The organism is Streptomyces sp. NPDC090106 (assembly GCF_044747265.1).
Lineage (GTDB): Bacteria > Actinomycetota > Actinomycetes > Streptomycetales > Streptomycetaceae > Streptomyces.
Genome location: NZ_JBIVDS010000010.1, coordinates 60,409 through 74,005, shown reverse-complemented (window position 1 = coordinate 74,005; position 13,597 = coordinate 60,409). Strand labels below are relative to the sequence as shown.

Annotated in this window: 11 protein-coding genes; 5 read left to right on the top strand and 6 right to left on the bottom strand. The window is 73.6% G+C overall.

Annotated features, from left to right (window positions below):
- Positions 1-76: 76 nt before the first annotated feature.
- From ACIPSE_RS30050 to ACIPSE_RS30040, 3 genes are read right to left on the bottom strand one after another with little or no spacing between them, the layout of a single operon-like run.
- Positions 77-832: a cupin domain-containing protein gene (locus ACIPSE_RS30050; protein WP_401669248.1), complete on the bottom strand. Its 756-nt coding sequence runs from the start codon at positions 830-832 to the stop codon at positions 77-79.
- Complete coding sequence (locus tag ACIPSE_RS30045; RefSeq protein ID WP_401668464.1) at positions 829-1,746, bottom strand: PmoA family protein; 918 nt, start codon at positions 1,744-1,746, stop codon at positions 829-831. The genes ACIPSE_RS30050 and ACIPSE_RS30045 overlap by 4 nt, the downstream gene beginning before the upstream one ends.
- Positions 1,743-2,858, bottom strand: coding sequence for a Gfo/Idh/MocA family protein (locus ACIPSE_RS30040; RefSeq protein ID WP_401668462.1), 1,116 nt, complete (start codon positions 2,856-2,858; stop codon positions 1,743-1,745). Before ACIPSE_RS30040 ends, ACIPSE_RS30045 begins: the two co-directional genes overlap by 4 nt.
- A 322-nt stretch (positions 2,859-3,180) precedes the next feature.
- Here ACIPSE_RS30040 and ACIPSE_RS30035 point away from each other — a divergent pair, with 322 nt between their 5' ends.
- From ACIPSE_RS30035 to ACIPSE_RS30025, 3 genes are all read left to right on the top strand, one after another.
- A complete protein-coding gene (locus ACIPSE_RS30035; RefSeq protein ID WP_401668459.1) occupies positions 3,181-4,338 on the top strand; it encodes an acyl-CoA dehydrogenase family protein in 1,158 nt (385 codons plus the stop codon).
- 266 nt (positions 4,339-4,604) lie between these two features.
- Positions 4,605-5,306, top strand: coding sequence for a LuxR C-terminal-related transcriptional regulator (locus ACIPSE_RS30030; RefSeq protein WP_401668457.1), 702 nt, complete (start codon positions 4,605-4,607; stop codon positions 5,304-5,306).
- A gap of 51 nt (positions 5,307-5,357) precedes the next feature.
- Positions 5,358-6,500: an acyltransferase family protein gene (locus tag ACIPSE_RS30025; RefSeq protein ID WP_401668455.1), complete on the top strand. Its 1,143-nt coding sequence runs from the start codon at positions 5,358-5,360 to the stop codon at positions 6,498-6,500.
- Positions 6,501-6,603: 103 nt separating this feature from the next.
- Here ACIPSE_RS30025 and ACIPSE_RS30020 read toward each other — a convergent pair whose 3' ends face one another.
- From ACIPSE_RS30020 to ACIPSE_RS30010, 3 genes are all read right to left on the bottom strand, one after another.
- Entirely contained in the window at positions 6,604-7,587 is a 984-nt protein-coding gene (locus ACIPSE_RS30020) for a serine/threonine-protein kinase (protein ID WP_401668452.1), read from the bottom strand.
- 98 nt (positions 7,588-7,685) lie between these two features.
- Positions 7,686-8,741: a glycoside hydrolase family 5 protein gene (locus ACIPSE_RS30015; RefSeq protein ID WP_401668450.1), complete on the bottom strand. Its 1,056-nt coding sequence runs from the start codon at positions 8,739-8,741 to the stop codon at positions 7,686-7,688.
- Positions 8,742-9,015: 274 nt separating this feature from the next.
- Positions 9,016-10,167: a S1 family peptidase gene (locus tag ACIPSE_RS30010; protein ID WP_401668447.1), complete on the bottom strand. Its 1,152-nt coding sequence runs from the start codon at positions 10,165-10,167 to the stop codon at positions 9,016-9,018.
- A gap of 272 nt (positions 10,168-10,439) precedes the next feature.
- Here ACIPSE_RS30010 and ACIPSE_RS30005 point away from each other — a divergent pair, with 272 nt between their 5' ends.
- Together ACIPSE_RS30005 and ACIPSE_RS30000 are read left to right on the top strand one after the other, a co-directional pair.
- Positions 10,440-11,978 carry a class I adenylate-forming enzyme family protein gene (locus ACIPSE_RS30005; protein WP_401668445.1) on the top strand — a complete coding sequence of 513 codons (1,539 nt, stop codon included), beginning with the start codon at positions 10,440-10,442 and terminating at the stop codon, positions 11,976-11,978.
- Positions 11,979-12,376: 398 nt separating this feature from the next.
- Positions 12,377-13,594, top strand: coding sequence for an MFS transporter (locus tag ACIPSE_RS30000; protein WP_401668443.1), 1,218 nt, complete (start codon positions 12,377-12,379; stop codon positions 13,592-13,594).
- The last annotated feature ends 3 nt before the right edge of the window (positions 13,595-13,597 follow it).

The window sequence follows — 13,597 nt, the reverse complement described above, 5'->3', positions numbered from 1 at the left end:
TGTCGAGGCGGGACTTGCCGCCGGGAACGGTGTCGCCGGGGGCGGCGTCCTCGGCCACCTGGCCGGGCAGGAGGGGTCACTCGCCGCCGTACGGCAGCGTGATCCCCGGCAGGCCGTACTCGTCGCGCCGGCCGCACATGCCGAACCCGCCGATCCTGGTGGGCGCGGTCTCGTGGGCGGTCGCGTCGGCGAGGTACTCCGGTTCGCCCGCCTCCAGTGCGTCCAGGTGGGCGCCGGTGCGCTCGGCCGTGGCGAGCGCACCGGCCCGCCACAGGTCACGCCAGTGGGGCACCTTGGCGCGGACGAGCCGGGCGGCGGCGCGCTGGAACTCCCGGTACGGGCCGTCGTCCCCGGCGGTGAGCGCCTCGCGCAGAAGGAGGTAGCCCTCGACGGCCAGGTCCCTGCGGCGGCGTGCGGCGGCGGCCGTCTCGCAACCGGTGCCGGGCGGCAGCGCCGCCGCTGCCGCGTACCGGTCGGGGTCGGCGAGCACCGCGGCCGGGAACGTGAACACGGCGTCCCCGGCCTCGGGCAGTCCGCTGTTCTGCATCAGCACGGTGATCCGCAGATCGCCGCCCTGCACCATGCGGTGCACGGTCCCGGGGGTGAACCAGGCGACGGAACCGGGCTCCAGCGGGATGTCCCGGTACCCGTCGGGGCTCAGCGTCTGCACGGCGCCCCGGCCGCCGGTGACGACGTACGCCTCGGTGCACACCAGGTGCAGATGAGGGCTGCCGCCGCACACGCCGTCGGCGGCCTCCCAGTCGTAGGCGGTGAGGTGGGAGAGTCCGACGGCGCCCGGCAGCGGGTGCGGCGGAGCGGGCCTCGGCGTCACCACGGGATGCCGTCCAGGTGGGCGGCGACCCGCTCGCGGTCCCAGGCCCCGTCGGCGACCACGACACGGTACCGGTAGGCGAAGGACTCGCCGGGCGGCAGCTCGAACTCCTCGAAGAACGCCCAGGAGAACGCCACGGTCGGGATCGGCTCGGACCGTACGAACCAGTGCGACTCGTGCACGGCCCGCTCGTTCTCGGGAGCGTGCGCGAAGACGATCGTGGAGTGCCCGTCGGTGTCGTCGTGTTCGGCGGTGAAGGCGAGCCACGGCCCCTGACTGCCCATCAGCTTGGCCGCGTCGGCGTCGGATCCGGGGGCGAAGGCGGTGCCGCCGGTGTAGTCGCGAGGGCCGCGCCACTGGAGTCCGGTGTAACCGGCCATCTCGCGGCCCGCGGTGGTGGGGGACCCGAACGTCAGGGGATCGGCACGGGTGTTGGTGAGCTTCACCGACCAGTCCAGGGCCCAGGCGCCGGCCTCCTCGTCCACGGAGTGCACGACCAGCCCGCGCAGTTCACTCGCCCACTCGGCACCGCCGTTCTCGACCCAGGTCAACTCCTCGGCGAGGGAGAAGCGTTCGTCCTCGACAGCGAACACGGGGAAGCCGTCGTGCCGCATGGAGCCGACCCGTTCGGGCAGCCGCTGGTAACCCTGGCCGTGGACATAGGAGTTGCCTCCCCAGAAGTTCTGCCCGGAGAGATGACTGGCCGTCATCTGGAGTCCCTTGTGCCAGCGGTGGTCGCTGGGCCGGTAGCCGGTGACGGTGCGCCCGGCGAGGGTGCGCAGGGGGTGGGCGTAGGGCTTGCGGGACTCGAAGGGGTCGGGGTCGGGGCGGTAGACGTAGCGGAGGATCTCGGTGCCGTCGGCGGCCGTGACGGCGATGTGGTCGCCGTGCGCGTGGGTGACGCGGATGCTCATGCGCGCTCCTTGGGGGCCCAGTGGGGGTGGTCTCCGTGCATGGCCCGGTGGTACGGGTCGCCGGGTGCGATCTCGCCCGCGTGGACCGGCTGCCCGGTGAACGCGGACTTGTAGAGGGCGGCGGCGAGTTCGAGGGTCGCCCGGGCGTCCGCTCCGCCGCCGGGCGGTCGGACACCGTTGTCATAGGCGTCGAGGAGGGCGCCGAGCTGTGCGGTGTGGGAGCTGGGGACGTCGGCGGCCGGGGTGCGCCAGGCGGCGGCGCGTCCGGCGGGCACGTGCGGGGCCGGGGTGTAGACCCAGTCGTCGTTGCGGTGGCCGTAGAGATGGGTGAGTTCGACCGTCGCGTCGGCGCAGTCGACGCGGATGCGGCTCACCTCGTCCGGGGAGAGCACGCTGTTGACGACGGTCGCGAGGGCGCCGTTCGCGAAGCGCACGAGGGCCGTGGAGACGTCCTCGCCCTCGGTGTCGTGGACCAGCCGTGCGGCCATGGCGCGGATCTCCGTCCACGGGCCGAGCAGGTGCAGCAGCAGGTCGAACTGGTGGATGCCATGCCCCATGGTCGGTCCGCCGCCCTCGGTCGCCCAGCGGCCACGCCAGGGCACGGCGTAGTAGTCGGCGTCCCGGTGCCAGGTCGTCTGGCAGTGCGCGACCAGCGGCGCGCCGAGTTCCCCGCTCGTGATCAGTTCGCGGGCGTGGACGGCGCCGGAGCCGTAGCGGTGCTGGAAGACGACCGACGCGTGGGCCCCGGACGCCTTCTCGGCCTCGGCGATCTCGTCGTACTCGGCGAGCGAGAGGCACAGCGGCTTCTCGCACAGCACCCAGGCGCCCGACTCCAGCGCGGCGACCGTCTGTTCCCGGTGCAGCGACGGCGGCGTGCCGATCAGCACCAGATCGGGGCGTACGGCGTCCAGCATGGCGTCGGTCGAGGTGTACCCGGCGACGTCCGCGCCGGCGGCGTCCCGGAAGGCCCGGAGACGGGTCTCGTCCACGTCGACGGCGGCCACCAGGTCCAGTCGGCCGGCGTGGGATCTCAGTGCGGGGAGATGGCCGCCGGAGACGATGGCGCCGGTGCCGATCACGGCCACACGGCGGCGTGGGGGGCCTGAGGGCATGCGGTTCTCCTCGAACGGGCCGGGCAGCCCGCACTCGACTCTCCTCGAACGGGCCGGTGCGGCCCGCACGCAACTCCCCCCGAACGGACCGGTGCAGCCCGCACGCAACGGACGGGCCGGGGCAGCCCAGAGGTGCAGAAAGCGCTTGCGAGACGCTCCGGAGCGACCCTAGGCGTGGACCGATTGTCAGGACAACCCCCGTGCACCCACCCGGACCTCGGACGACCGAATCCCGCACCCCGACTCAGCCCCCGGTAGCGCCCGTTGACACTCGCAGCGATACGCGCCACGGTGATGACCCGTCGCGCCCGGGAGGTCACCCATGGCAACCACCGACACCGAACTCGTCGCCCGCGTACGGTCCCTGCGCCCCCTCATCGCCGAGCACGCGCTGCGCGCCGAGGAGCGGCGGCGGGTCACGGGCGAGGTGGTCGCGGCGCTCACCGAGGCCGGGGTGTACCGGATGAACGTCCCCCGCCGGTACGGCGGTTACCAGTCACGGCCGCGCACCCAGGTCGACGTCATCGCCGAGGTGGCCGCCGCCTGCGGCTCCGCCGCGTTCACGGTCCTGATCCAGGCGGGCTGCGCCTTCATCGCGTCCCTCTTCCCGGACGAGGCGCAGGACGAGATCTTCACCGGCCCGGACGTCCGGGTCGGCGGCACGCTCGTCCCCGACGCCACGGCGGTCGCCGGGGACGGCGGCTGGATCGTCGACGGCACGTCCGGGTTCGCCACCGGCTGCCAGGACGCCGACTGGCATCTGCTCACCGCGCGCGTCGAGCGTCCGGACGGGCCGCCCGAGGCGCTGTGGACCGCCGTCCCCATGGCCGAGCTGGAGGTCCTCGACGACTGGTACGTGTCCGGCCTGGCCGGGAGCGGCAGCAACAGTGTCGTGGCGCGGAACGTCTTCGTGCCCGCCCACCGGGTCCTGCCCCTCGGCCCCCTGCTGGCCGGCGAGTTCCCCTCCAAGGCCAACGCCGACGACCCCTTCTACCGGATGCCGGTCCTCCTGCTGTTCTGCGCGTGGACGGCACCCCACGCACTGGGCCTCGCGCGCTCCGCCCTCGCGGACTTCACCGAACGCATCCACCGGCGGGGCATCACGTACACCTTCCACACCCGGCAGCACGAGGCGACCGTCACCCACCTCCAGGCCGCCGAGGCCGCGATGAAGCTCTCCTGCGCCGAGCTGCTCACGGACGAGTTCGTCGCCCGGATCGAGGCCGGGGAGCCGTTCGGTCAGGAGGAACGCGCGAAGATCAGGGCCCAGGCCGGTTACGTGGCCCGGCTCTGCAAGGAGGCCGTCGACCTCGTCGCCTCCGCCTCCGGCGCGTCCTCCCTCCACCGGGACGTCCCCGTACAGCGGGCGGTGCGCGACCTGCACGCGCTCAACCTCCACTCGTTCGTCAACCCGGCGACGAATCTGGAGCTGTACGGGCGGGTGCTGTCGGGGCTGGACCCGGGGACGGCGTTCCTCTAGGACGGGGTGCTGCCGCGACCGGGCGGAGCACTGCCCTGGCCGGGCGGGACGGCGGCCCGGCCGGGCTCGGTGCGGTCGGGCGGGGCGGCCAGGCCGGCCCGGCCACGGGAACGCTCGGCTTCGGGAAGGCCCGGCTTCGGGAACGTTCTCCTCCAGGCTCGCTGGAGAGGTGATCCAGGACACGGTGGAAACGATGTCGTTTCGATAGAGGCGGGGCTATCCTGAGGGGAAAGCGAACGAAACCGTTTCGTTCAGGAGGACCCCCCATGACCTCTGTTCTGATCGTCAGCAGCCAGGCGCTCCAGCGGCTCGGACTGCGCATGCTCGTGGCGGAGCAGCCCGACCTGACCGTGGTCGGCGAAGCGACGGGCGCCGCCGACGCGGTCCGTCTGAGCGCGGTGCTGCGGCCGGACGTGGTCCTGCTGGACGCCCGGGTGGACGACACTGCCGGCACGGACGTCATCCGCCGGATCACCCGCCCCTCCCCCACCCTCGTCCCGGCGGCCGGACCGGCCCCCGCCACGGCCCGGCCGCCCCGCGTGCTCGTCCTCACCGCGGCCAGCCACGAGGCACGGGCGTCCACCGCGCTGCGCGCCGGGGCGGGCGGGTTCGTCCTCGACAGCGCGGCTCCCGACGAACTGATCGCGGCGCTGCGGGTGGTGGCCGTCGGCGACGCGGTCATCACGCCCCAGCTGACCCGGACCCTCATCGACACCGTGCGTCAGCAGCTCCCGGTCCGCCGGTCCGTGTCCGGGGTCGCCCTCGACATGCTCACCGAGCGGGAGCGCGACGTCCTCACCTCGGTCGCCTCCGGCTGGTCCAACGCGGAGATCGCCGAGCGGCTGAGCATCGCGCCGACGACGGTGAAGTCGCACGTCAGCCACATCCTCGCCAAGATCGGCGCGCGGGCCAGGGTGCAGGCGGTGACCTTCGCCTACGAGTCGGGGCTGGTGCAGCCCGCGGCCTGACCCCGGCTGGCCGGGACGTTTGAGCCACCGGGAATCGGTCAGGCGCGGGGGATGTCCCCGCCTCCCGTCCCTACCACGCCCCCGCCCTCCGCCTCATCCCCATCCTCCGCTTCCGCGAGCCCACCGGACCGGCCGGACCCACCGCCGCCGGGTCCCGGACACCGCGACGCGTTCTTCGACAACGCGAAGTACCTGGCGATCGTGCTCGTCGCGACGGGACATGCCTGGGAGCCGCTGCGCGACGGGAGCCGTGCCGCCTCCGCGCTCTATCTGCTCGTGTACGCCTTCCACATGCCGGCGTTCATCGTCGTCGCCGGCTACTTCTCCCGCGGCTTCGACGCGAGCCCGCGACGGCTGAGGCGGCTGATCACCGGCGTCGCCGTCCCCTACGTCGTGTTCGAGACGGCGTACACCCTGTTCACCCGCTGGACCGACCACGCCCCGGACCGCCGGATCAGCCTCCTGGAGCCGCTCTATCTCACCTGGTTCCTGGCGGCTCTGTTCATCTGGCGGCTGACGGCCCCGGTGTGGCGGTCGGTCAGGTGGCCGCTCCCGCTCGCGCTGACCCTCGCGGCCCTGGCGTCCGTGTCGTCACCGATCGGCGACGACCTCGACCTTCAACGCACCCTGCAGTTCCTGCCGTTCTTCGTCCTCGGGCTGTCCCTGCGCCCGGCGCACTTCGCGCTGGTCCGGCGCCGCGCGGTGCGGATCGCGGCGGTGCCGGTCTTCGCCGGGGCGCTGGTGCTGGCGTACTGGGCGGTGCCACGGATGACCGGCGCGTGGTTCTACCACCGCGACAGCGTCCAGGAACTCGGCGCGCCCGCCTGGTCGGGGCCGGTGATGACACTCGCCCTCTTCGGCTGTTCGCTGCTCCTGGTCGCGTGCTTCCTCTCCTGGGTCCCGGGCCGCCGGACCTGGTTCACCGCGCTGGGCGCGGGCACCCTCTACGGCTATCTGCTGCACGGCTTCGTCGTCCAGGCGGCGGGACACTGGAACTGGTACGGCCCGGCCTGGGTGCACGGACCGCTGGGCGCGGTCGCCGTCACGGGCGTGGCGGGCACGGTCGTGACCCTGCTGTGCACGGCGCCGGTGCGGCGGCTCTTCCGGTTCGTGGTGGAGCCGGACATGGCGTGGGCGTTCCGGCGCGACGAGGACCGTGGCGGGACCGAGCGGCGGGTACCGGCGCGGCCCTAGGTCGTGTCCCGGCCCCAGGGGCGGTCCGCGGTCGCGAGGGGGATGTGCCACGGGCCGATCCCGCCTCGCGTCCGTGCCCGTGCCCGTGCCCGTGCCCGTGCCGTCAAGGCGACGGCGCTCGTGACGTGCCCGCCACCGTCGGCGGTGGCGTGACCTCGGGCAGACGGGTCCCGCCGCCGGACGGGATCGCGGTCACGGCCATGACGACGGCCAGCGCCGCCGCGACCAGCAGCACGAGGACGACGAGCAGCCGGGACCTGATGCCCTGGGACGGCCGCTCCTCCTCCCGGTCGGCGACGGCGGCCAGGTAGGTGACGATCGCGTCGCCGCCGGGGCGCCGTGCGGGGTCCTTGAGCAGCAGGGAGCGCAGCAGGGGTGTCAACGGGTGGCCGGAGGGCGGGAGTTCGGGGTCCTCGTGGACCACGGCGACGAGCGTGGCGTGCACGGTGGTCCGGGCGAAGGGCGAGCGGCCGGTGGCCGCGGTGCAGAGGGTGGCGCCGAGGGACCACGAGTCGGAGGCGGTGCCGGGGGTGCCGCCGGTGGCGCGTTCCGGGGGCATGTACTCGGGCGATCCCATCAACAGGCCGTCCTGGGTGAGGCCTTGGGCGTCCTGGAGCGCGGAGATGCCGAAGTCGGTGAGGACGACGCGGTGGCCGGGGCCGAGCAGGACGTTGCCGGGCTTGATGTCCCGGTGCAGCACCCCGGCGGCGTGCACCCGGCGCAGCGCCTGGGCGAGGGCGAGGCCGACGCGGGCCGTCTCCCGTACGCCCAGCGGGCCTTGTGCGGAGACGGCCTGTTCGAGGGAGGGCGCCTCCACGAGTTCCATGACGATCCAGAGGCGGCCGGCCTCCTCCAGCACGTCGTACACGCGGACCACGCCGGGGTGGTCGACGCGGGCGGCGGCCCGTGCCTCACGCAGGGCGCGCTCGCGCCGGGTGCGCGCGTCCCTGTCGTAGTCGGGGTTGTCGAGGCGCAACTCCTTGACGGCGACCTGCCGCTCGAGCGTCTCGTCGAGCGCCCGCCACACCCGTCCCATGCCGCCCTGTCCGACGCTCTGCGTGAGGCGGTAGCGGCCGGCGACGCGCATGGGTGTTCACCTCCCCCGCCTCCCATGACAGCACAGGCCGCCGCCTCCGGACAGGGCACGACCGGCCGAACGGCCCGTGTGCCCTGCCCGGCCGCGCGTCACTCGCCGACCGGCCTGCCCCTCCCCCAGGCCCAGGCGAGACGGTCCGCGCCGGACTGGTTGGTGGTGGCGAGCCACGGCTTGGCGGGGTCGCCGGTGAGGGTCTGGAGGGAGTACGTGTCGTCGGTGCGCAGGCCCGGCCAGTACACCGAGCCCATCTTCAGCTCGCGGAAGGTGTCGGTGACGGCCTGGACGAAGTTGACGTAGTTGTCGTCCGGCGTGGCCACGTTGTAGTCGAGGCCGGTCGTCATGGGGGCGCCGAACTCGTCGGCGACGGTGCGGTTCGCGCAGTCCCCGATGCGGACCTTGAGGTCGGCGACCCACTCGTCGTAGGTGGCGTAGGACTTCCAGAAGCCGTAGTGGTGCAGGGAGAGGTAGGTGCCCTTGAGGCGCGGGTCGGCGCAGACGCTGGTGACGTGGTCGTTGTAGCCGGCGCCGCTGACGAAGACTCGGTTGCGCGGCACCGTGCGGTAGGTGTCGAGCCACTCGGCGGCGAGGTCGGCCCACTCGGTGTCGGTGTAGCCGTGGGGTTCGTTCATCGGCTCGAAGTAGACGCGGGAGTTGCCCTTGTACGTCTTGACGACGGTGTCCCACATGGGCCAGTAGGTGGCCTCGTCGTCGATGTAGCCGTCGCGGCGGGTGCCGGTGCCCTCCCAGTAGGAGACGATCACCTTGAATCCCCTGGCGGTCGCCGCGTCGATCACCGCGCGGTACGACTTCCAGTAGGTGCCGTTCACCGTGTACGGGTTGATCGGCAGGCGGACGGTGTTGGCACCGAGGTTGGCGCGGAACGCGGAGATGATCCGGCTCGCCTTCGTGTACGTCTGCGCGTAGGTGTCGGTGGTGGACAGGCCCGACAGCTGAAGCGTGTCATCGGCGAAGTTGTCGCGCGGGTCGGCCCAGTTGACGCCCTTGAACTGCGTGGTGTCGATGCCCGGCGCCGCGGAGGCGGGGCTCCCCACCAGGCTGCCACCGGCGACGGCGGCGACGGCCACCGCGACGAGAGCGGCACGCAAGCGGTGGGTGCGACGGGAACGGACGGGGGTCTCGCGCATCGACTTCCCTTTCGGAGCGACAGCATGTTTACGTAAACATCGAAGCGCCGGAATCGTGACACCCGCCTCAGGGGTCGTCAAGGTTTCGCACACGTCACACACGCAACACGCCGCGCACACCGGACGGGACCGAACCGGACCTGGCCGAGCGGCACGCCCGCCAACGGCCCGGAACACCCGTGCGGGCCCGGCCGGAGGGATGCTCCGGCCGGGCCCGCTCGGGGTGCCGTGCGAACGGCCGCCCGTGGGTGCTGCGCGGGGGCCGTCCGGGGTGTCACGCGGTGTGCAGGGTCAGGCCGTAGCGGTTGAGGATCTCGTTGACGGGCTGGAACCAGGTCTCGCCGCCGCTGGTGCAGTTGCCCCAGCCGCCGGAGGTGACGCCCTGGGCCTGGTCGCCGCTGATGAACGAGCCGCCGGAGTCGCCGCCTTCGGCGCAGACGCTGGTCTTGGTCATCTGACGGACCGCGCCCTGGCTGTAGTTGACGGTCTCGTTCATGGCGAGGACGGTCCCGCAGTGCCAGTGCGTGGTGGAGCCCGAGCGGCAGACGGACGAGCCGACGGGCGCGACGTTCGACCCGCGCACCAGCTGGTCGGAGACGGTGCCCCAGCCGAGCACGACGGGGACGGTCCACCAGCCGCTGCCGACGTTGACCCAGGCGTAGTCGTTCTCGGGGAAGGACGAGCCCTGGAAGTTGCCGACGTAGCTGCGGTCCCAGCCGTAGACGGCGGCGGACGGCTGCCCGCAGTGCCCGGCGGTGACGAACCCGCCGTACACGGAGAAGCCTATGGAGCAGCGGACGTTGCCGGTGTAGTACGGGTCGCCGCCGACCGTTCCGGCGGCGAAGGTCGTCGGCGCGGCGGCGACCTCCTCGACGGTGACGGGTCCCGCCTCGCGGGCCCGGGTGAGGAACCGTCGGACATCGTTGTCGCCCCGCTTGCCCTCGACGACGTTCACGACGACCGTGCTCGCCTCGTGGTCGACGTGCCAACTGCTCACGGCGTCGGGCGCGTCGAGCTCGTCCAGGCTCGCCTGGACGGCGTCGAGGGCGCGGGCGCTGTGCGCGACGGTGACGACGTCGGCTCCGGTGGCGCGGAGTCGCGCGAGGGTCGCGGCGGAGGTGTTGGGGGTGACGCCCACGGTGAGGGTGGCGGTGTCGGCGTCGAACCAGGAGCCGCCGAAACCCGCGCCCGCGGCCTTGCGGGCCTTGGGTTCCAGGGCTGTTGCCCGCTCCTCGGCGGCGAGCCGCGTCACGGCCTCGGCCTTGCTGAGGTGGAAGTCCCGCTGCATGGCGGTGAGGAGGGCGGCGGAGGCGGGTTCCGCCGAGCCGGAGTCGTCCGCGGAGGCGGGCGCCGTGCCCGCGGCGAGGCCCGCGCCGAGGGTGAGGAGCACGGCGAGTGCGGCGTGCGTGAATCTGGTGCGTCTCATGGAGGTTGCCCTTCGTCGTTCCATGGCAGTGGGGGTGGAACAGCACGGGCCCCGTGGGGCCCGAAGGCCCTGAGAGCGCTCTCAGGAGTGGGGCGGGGCAGAGCCTAGCGACAGACCTCCGACAGGTCCATACCAAGCGCGCCCCGGTCCGGCCCGGGTGGCCCTGGGCGGGTCACCGGGGCAACTGGCCGGGTTGTGGGCATCGTTGGATCTCCGCGCGTACGCTGCTCGAAGATCCGCGGCGGTGCGGATCTCCCGTGACAGGAGGCCCGATGGGTGTGGCGGAGGCGATCGGTGTCCGGCCGGTGGCGGACCTGCTCGCGAAGAACTCCGCACGGTACGGCGGCGGACTCGCGTTCGCCGACGACATGCGCGAGGTCGGCTGGTCCGAACTGCGCCGCCGTACCGGGGGGTTGGCCGTCGGCCTCGCCGTGGAGCGGGGCACCCGGGTCGCGTTCTGCCTGGACAACGGCGTGGAGCTGGTCGAGGGGCTGCTGGCGACGGTCCGCGCCGCGGCGGTCGGGGTGCCGCTGCCGCCGCGCGCCACGCACACCGAACTGGCGCAGTTGCTGGCCGACTGCGATCCGGCCGTGGTGGTCACCGACCAGCGGCGGCTGCCGCGGATCGCGGGCATGGTCGCGGGGCGTCCGGTGCGGCTGGTGGTGACCGGCGAGGGCGAACTCCCCAAGGGTGTCGCGCACTTCGAGGAACTCGTCACCGGCGGCCGGAGCCGTCCCCGTGACGATCTCGGCCTGGACGAACCGGCCTGGCTGCTCTACACGTCCGGCACCTCGGGCACCTCCACGGCGGCCGTGTCGAGTCAGCGTTCCGCGCTGTGGTCCTCGTTCGCCTGCTATCTGCCGCGTCTGGGACTCACGCACACGGACCGCGTCCTGGCGCCGCTGCCGCTGGCGCACACCTACGCGCACTCCCTCTGCGTGCTGGGCACGACGGCGGCCGGGGCGTCCGCACGGATCACCGCCGGTACGGATCCGGCCGAACTGGTGCGGACGGTGGGCGAGTTCGAGCCGACGGTGCTCGGCGGTGTGCCGCTCACCTTCCGCCGGCTCCTCGACGCGGGTCTCGGCACGGTGCCCTCGCTGCGGGTGTGCGTCACGGCGGGCGCCCCGAGCGGGGCGGAGCTGCGCGAGGAGGTCGAGCGGCGGTTCGGGGCGCCGCTGCTGGACGGCTACGGCTCCACGGAGACCTGCGGAAAGATCGCCATGGAGTCGCTGACCGGGCCACGGGTCCGCGGCGGCAGCGGAACACCCCTGCCCGGCATGGACGTCCGGCTGGTCGACCCCGACAGCGGCCTGGACTCCGGCGAGGGCGAGATCTGGGTGCGCGGCCCCGGGATGATGCTCGGCTACCACAACCGGCCCGGGACGGGCGCCGACGCCGCGGGTGACGGCTGGTACCGCACCGGCGACCTGGGGCGGCTGGGCGCCGGGGGCTCGCTGACCGTGACCGGGCGCCTGGGCGACCGGATCGTGCGCGGCGGGGAGAACGTCGACCCCGCCGAGGTCGAGCGGGTGCTGTGCGAGCTGCCCGGGGTGCGGGACGCGGCCGTGGTGGCCCGCCCGCATCCGCAGCTCGGCGAGGTGCCGGTGGCGTTCGTCGTCCCGGCGCGGGCGTCCCTCGACCCGGCCGCCCTGCTGCGCGGATGCGCGACGGTGCTGTCGGCTCACAAGGTGCCCGAGGAGATCCTGTTCACCCCGGCGGTACCGCGCACCGCCGCGGGCAAGCCCCGGCGCGCGGTGCTCCGCGAAACGCTCACCGAACGCCCCGCCCGCCCCGGGCCCCCGGCCTGACGGAGGCCGATCCGCCCTCCACACGACCAGAACCGACGGCCCCGGAGCAGCAGTCCGCTCGCGAACCGGACCTGCCCATCCGGCCGCTCCAGCCATCGGCCTATGCGGGCCGCCAGTGAGACCTCCGGAACAAGCCCTGTACGGCGACCCGTTCGGCCTCACAGGACGGGCTCGCGCGGCGGAACGGCATGCATGGTTGACCTTGGCCGACGAGATGCTCACCGAACGCCCCAGCCGGCCCGGCCACCCGATCCGAGCGGGCCGAGCCGACGGACCCGGACCTGGACATACGGCTGCTCCAGCCGTCGGCCGATGCGCCCGCTCGGCCTCGGCGGGCTCGCGCGGCGAACGGCACGCGCGGTTGACCTTGACCGAAGGGGAGGCCTCAGCATCGCCGGGTGCGCAGATTACTGATCGATACGAGGCCGCTGCGGCAGGCCGGGTTCCGGCGGCTGTGGGCCGCGAGCACGGTGACCGCCCTGGGTGCCCAGATGACCGCGCTCGCCGTGCCGATGCAGATCTACGACCTGACCGGCTCGTCGGCGTACGTGGGGCTGGCCGGGTTCGTGGGGTTCGCGCCCATGGCCCTGGCCGCGCTGTGGGGCGGCGCGCTGGCGGACGTACGGGACCGGCGGCGTGTGCTGCTGGCGACCACGGCCGGGATCGGCGCGACCTCGGTGCTGCTGTGGGCGCAGGCGTGGGCACATCTGGGGTCGGCGGGTGTGCTGCTGGCCCTGGTCGCGGTGCAGCAGGGGCTGTTCGGCGCCAACGCGGCGGTGAGCGGGGCGGTGGTGCCGCGGCTGGTGCCGCGCGAGCTGCTGCCCGCCGCCAACGCCCTTCAGTCCCTGGTCACCTGGTCGGCGGGGATCGGAGGACCGCTGCTGGCGGGCGCGCTGCTGCCGGTCGTCGACGGTCAGCCTCTGTATCTCGCGGACGCGGGCGCGCTCGGCGTCACCCTGTGGGCCGTACGGCGCCTGCCACCGCTGCCCCCGCTGCCCCCGGCCGTGTCCGGCGGACGCGAGGGGCGGCGGTTCGGGGCGGGGTTCCGTCTCCTCGCCGCCCGCCGGGTACTGCTGGTCGTGTATCTCGCGGACTTCTCGGCGCTGTTCCTCGGCATGCCGGCGGCGCTCTTCCCGCAGCTCGCGCGGGAGACGTACCCGGGGGCGAACGCGGGGGTGCTGTACGCGGCGCTCTCCGCCGGGGGTGTGCTCGCGGCCCTGTCGTCGGGCACCTTCACCCGGACCCGGCGGCACGGTGCGGCGATCGGGGTGTCGGTGTGCGTGTGGGGGCTGGCGCTGGCCGCGTCCGGGACGGCGGGTTCCCTGGCCGTGGCGGCGGCGTGGCTGGTGCCCGCGGGCGGGGCGCTGCTCGCGCTGGGGGTGTTCCGCAAGTCCGTGCTCCAGTCCGCCGCGACGGACGGGATACGGGGGCGGCTCCAGGGGGTGGACACCGTGGTCGCGGCGGGCGGCCCGCGGTTGGCGGATCTGGCGCACGGGGCGGCCGGTGCCGCGTTCGGAGCGACGTCGGCCGTCACCGCGGGCGGACTGCTGACGGTGACGGCCGCGCTGACGCTGCTGCTCTGCTTCCCGGACTTCAGACGGTACCGGGCCGCGTGAGAG

Bases quoted from the DNA above. Each gene is read 5' to 3' on its own strand.
- ACIPSE_RS30045 (WP_401668464.1), bottom strand. From the start codon at position 1,746: ATGAGCATCCGCGTCACCCACGCGCACGGCGACCACATCGCCGTCACG.
- ACIPSE_RS30040 (WP_401668462.1), bottom strand. From the start codon at position 2,858: ATGCCCTCAGGCCCCCCACGCCGCCGTGTGGCCGTGATCGGCACCGGC.
- ACIPSE_RS30035 (WP_401668459.1), top strand. From the start codon at position 3,181: ATGGCAACCACCGACACCGAACTCGTCGCCCGCGTACGGTCCCTGCGC.
- ACIPSE_RS30030 (WP_401668457.1), top strand. From the start codon at position 4,605: ATGACCTCTGTTCTGATCGTCAGCAGCCAGGCGCTCCAGCGGCTCGGA.
- ACIPSE_RS30025 (WP_401668455.1), top strand. From the start codon at position 5,358: ATGTCCCCGCCTCCCGTCCCTACCACGCCCCCGCCCTCCGCCTCATCC.
- ACIPSE_RS30020 (WP_401668452.1), bottom strand. From the start codon at position 7,587: ATGCGCGTCGCCGGCCGCTACCGCCTCACGCAGAGCGTCGGACAGGGC.
- ACIPSE_RS30015 (WP_401668450.1), bottom strand. From the start codon at position 8,741: ATGCGCGAGACCCCCGTCCGTTCCCGTCGCACCCACCGCTTGCGTGCC.
- ACIPSE_RS30010 (WP_401668447.1), bottom strand. From the start codon at position 10,167: ATGAGACGCACCAGATTCACGCACGCCGCACTCGCCGTGCTCCTCACC.
- ACIPSE_RS30005 (WP_401668445.1), top strand. From the start codon at position 10,440: ATGGGTGTGGCGGAGGCGATCGGTGTCCGGCCGGTGGCGGACCTGCTC.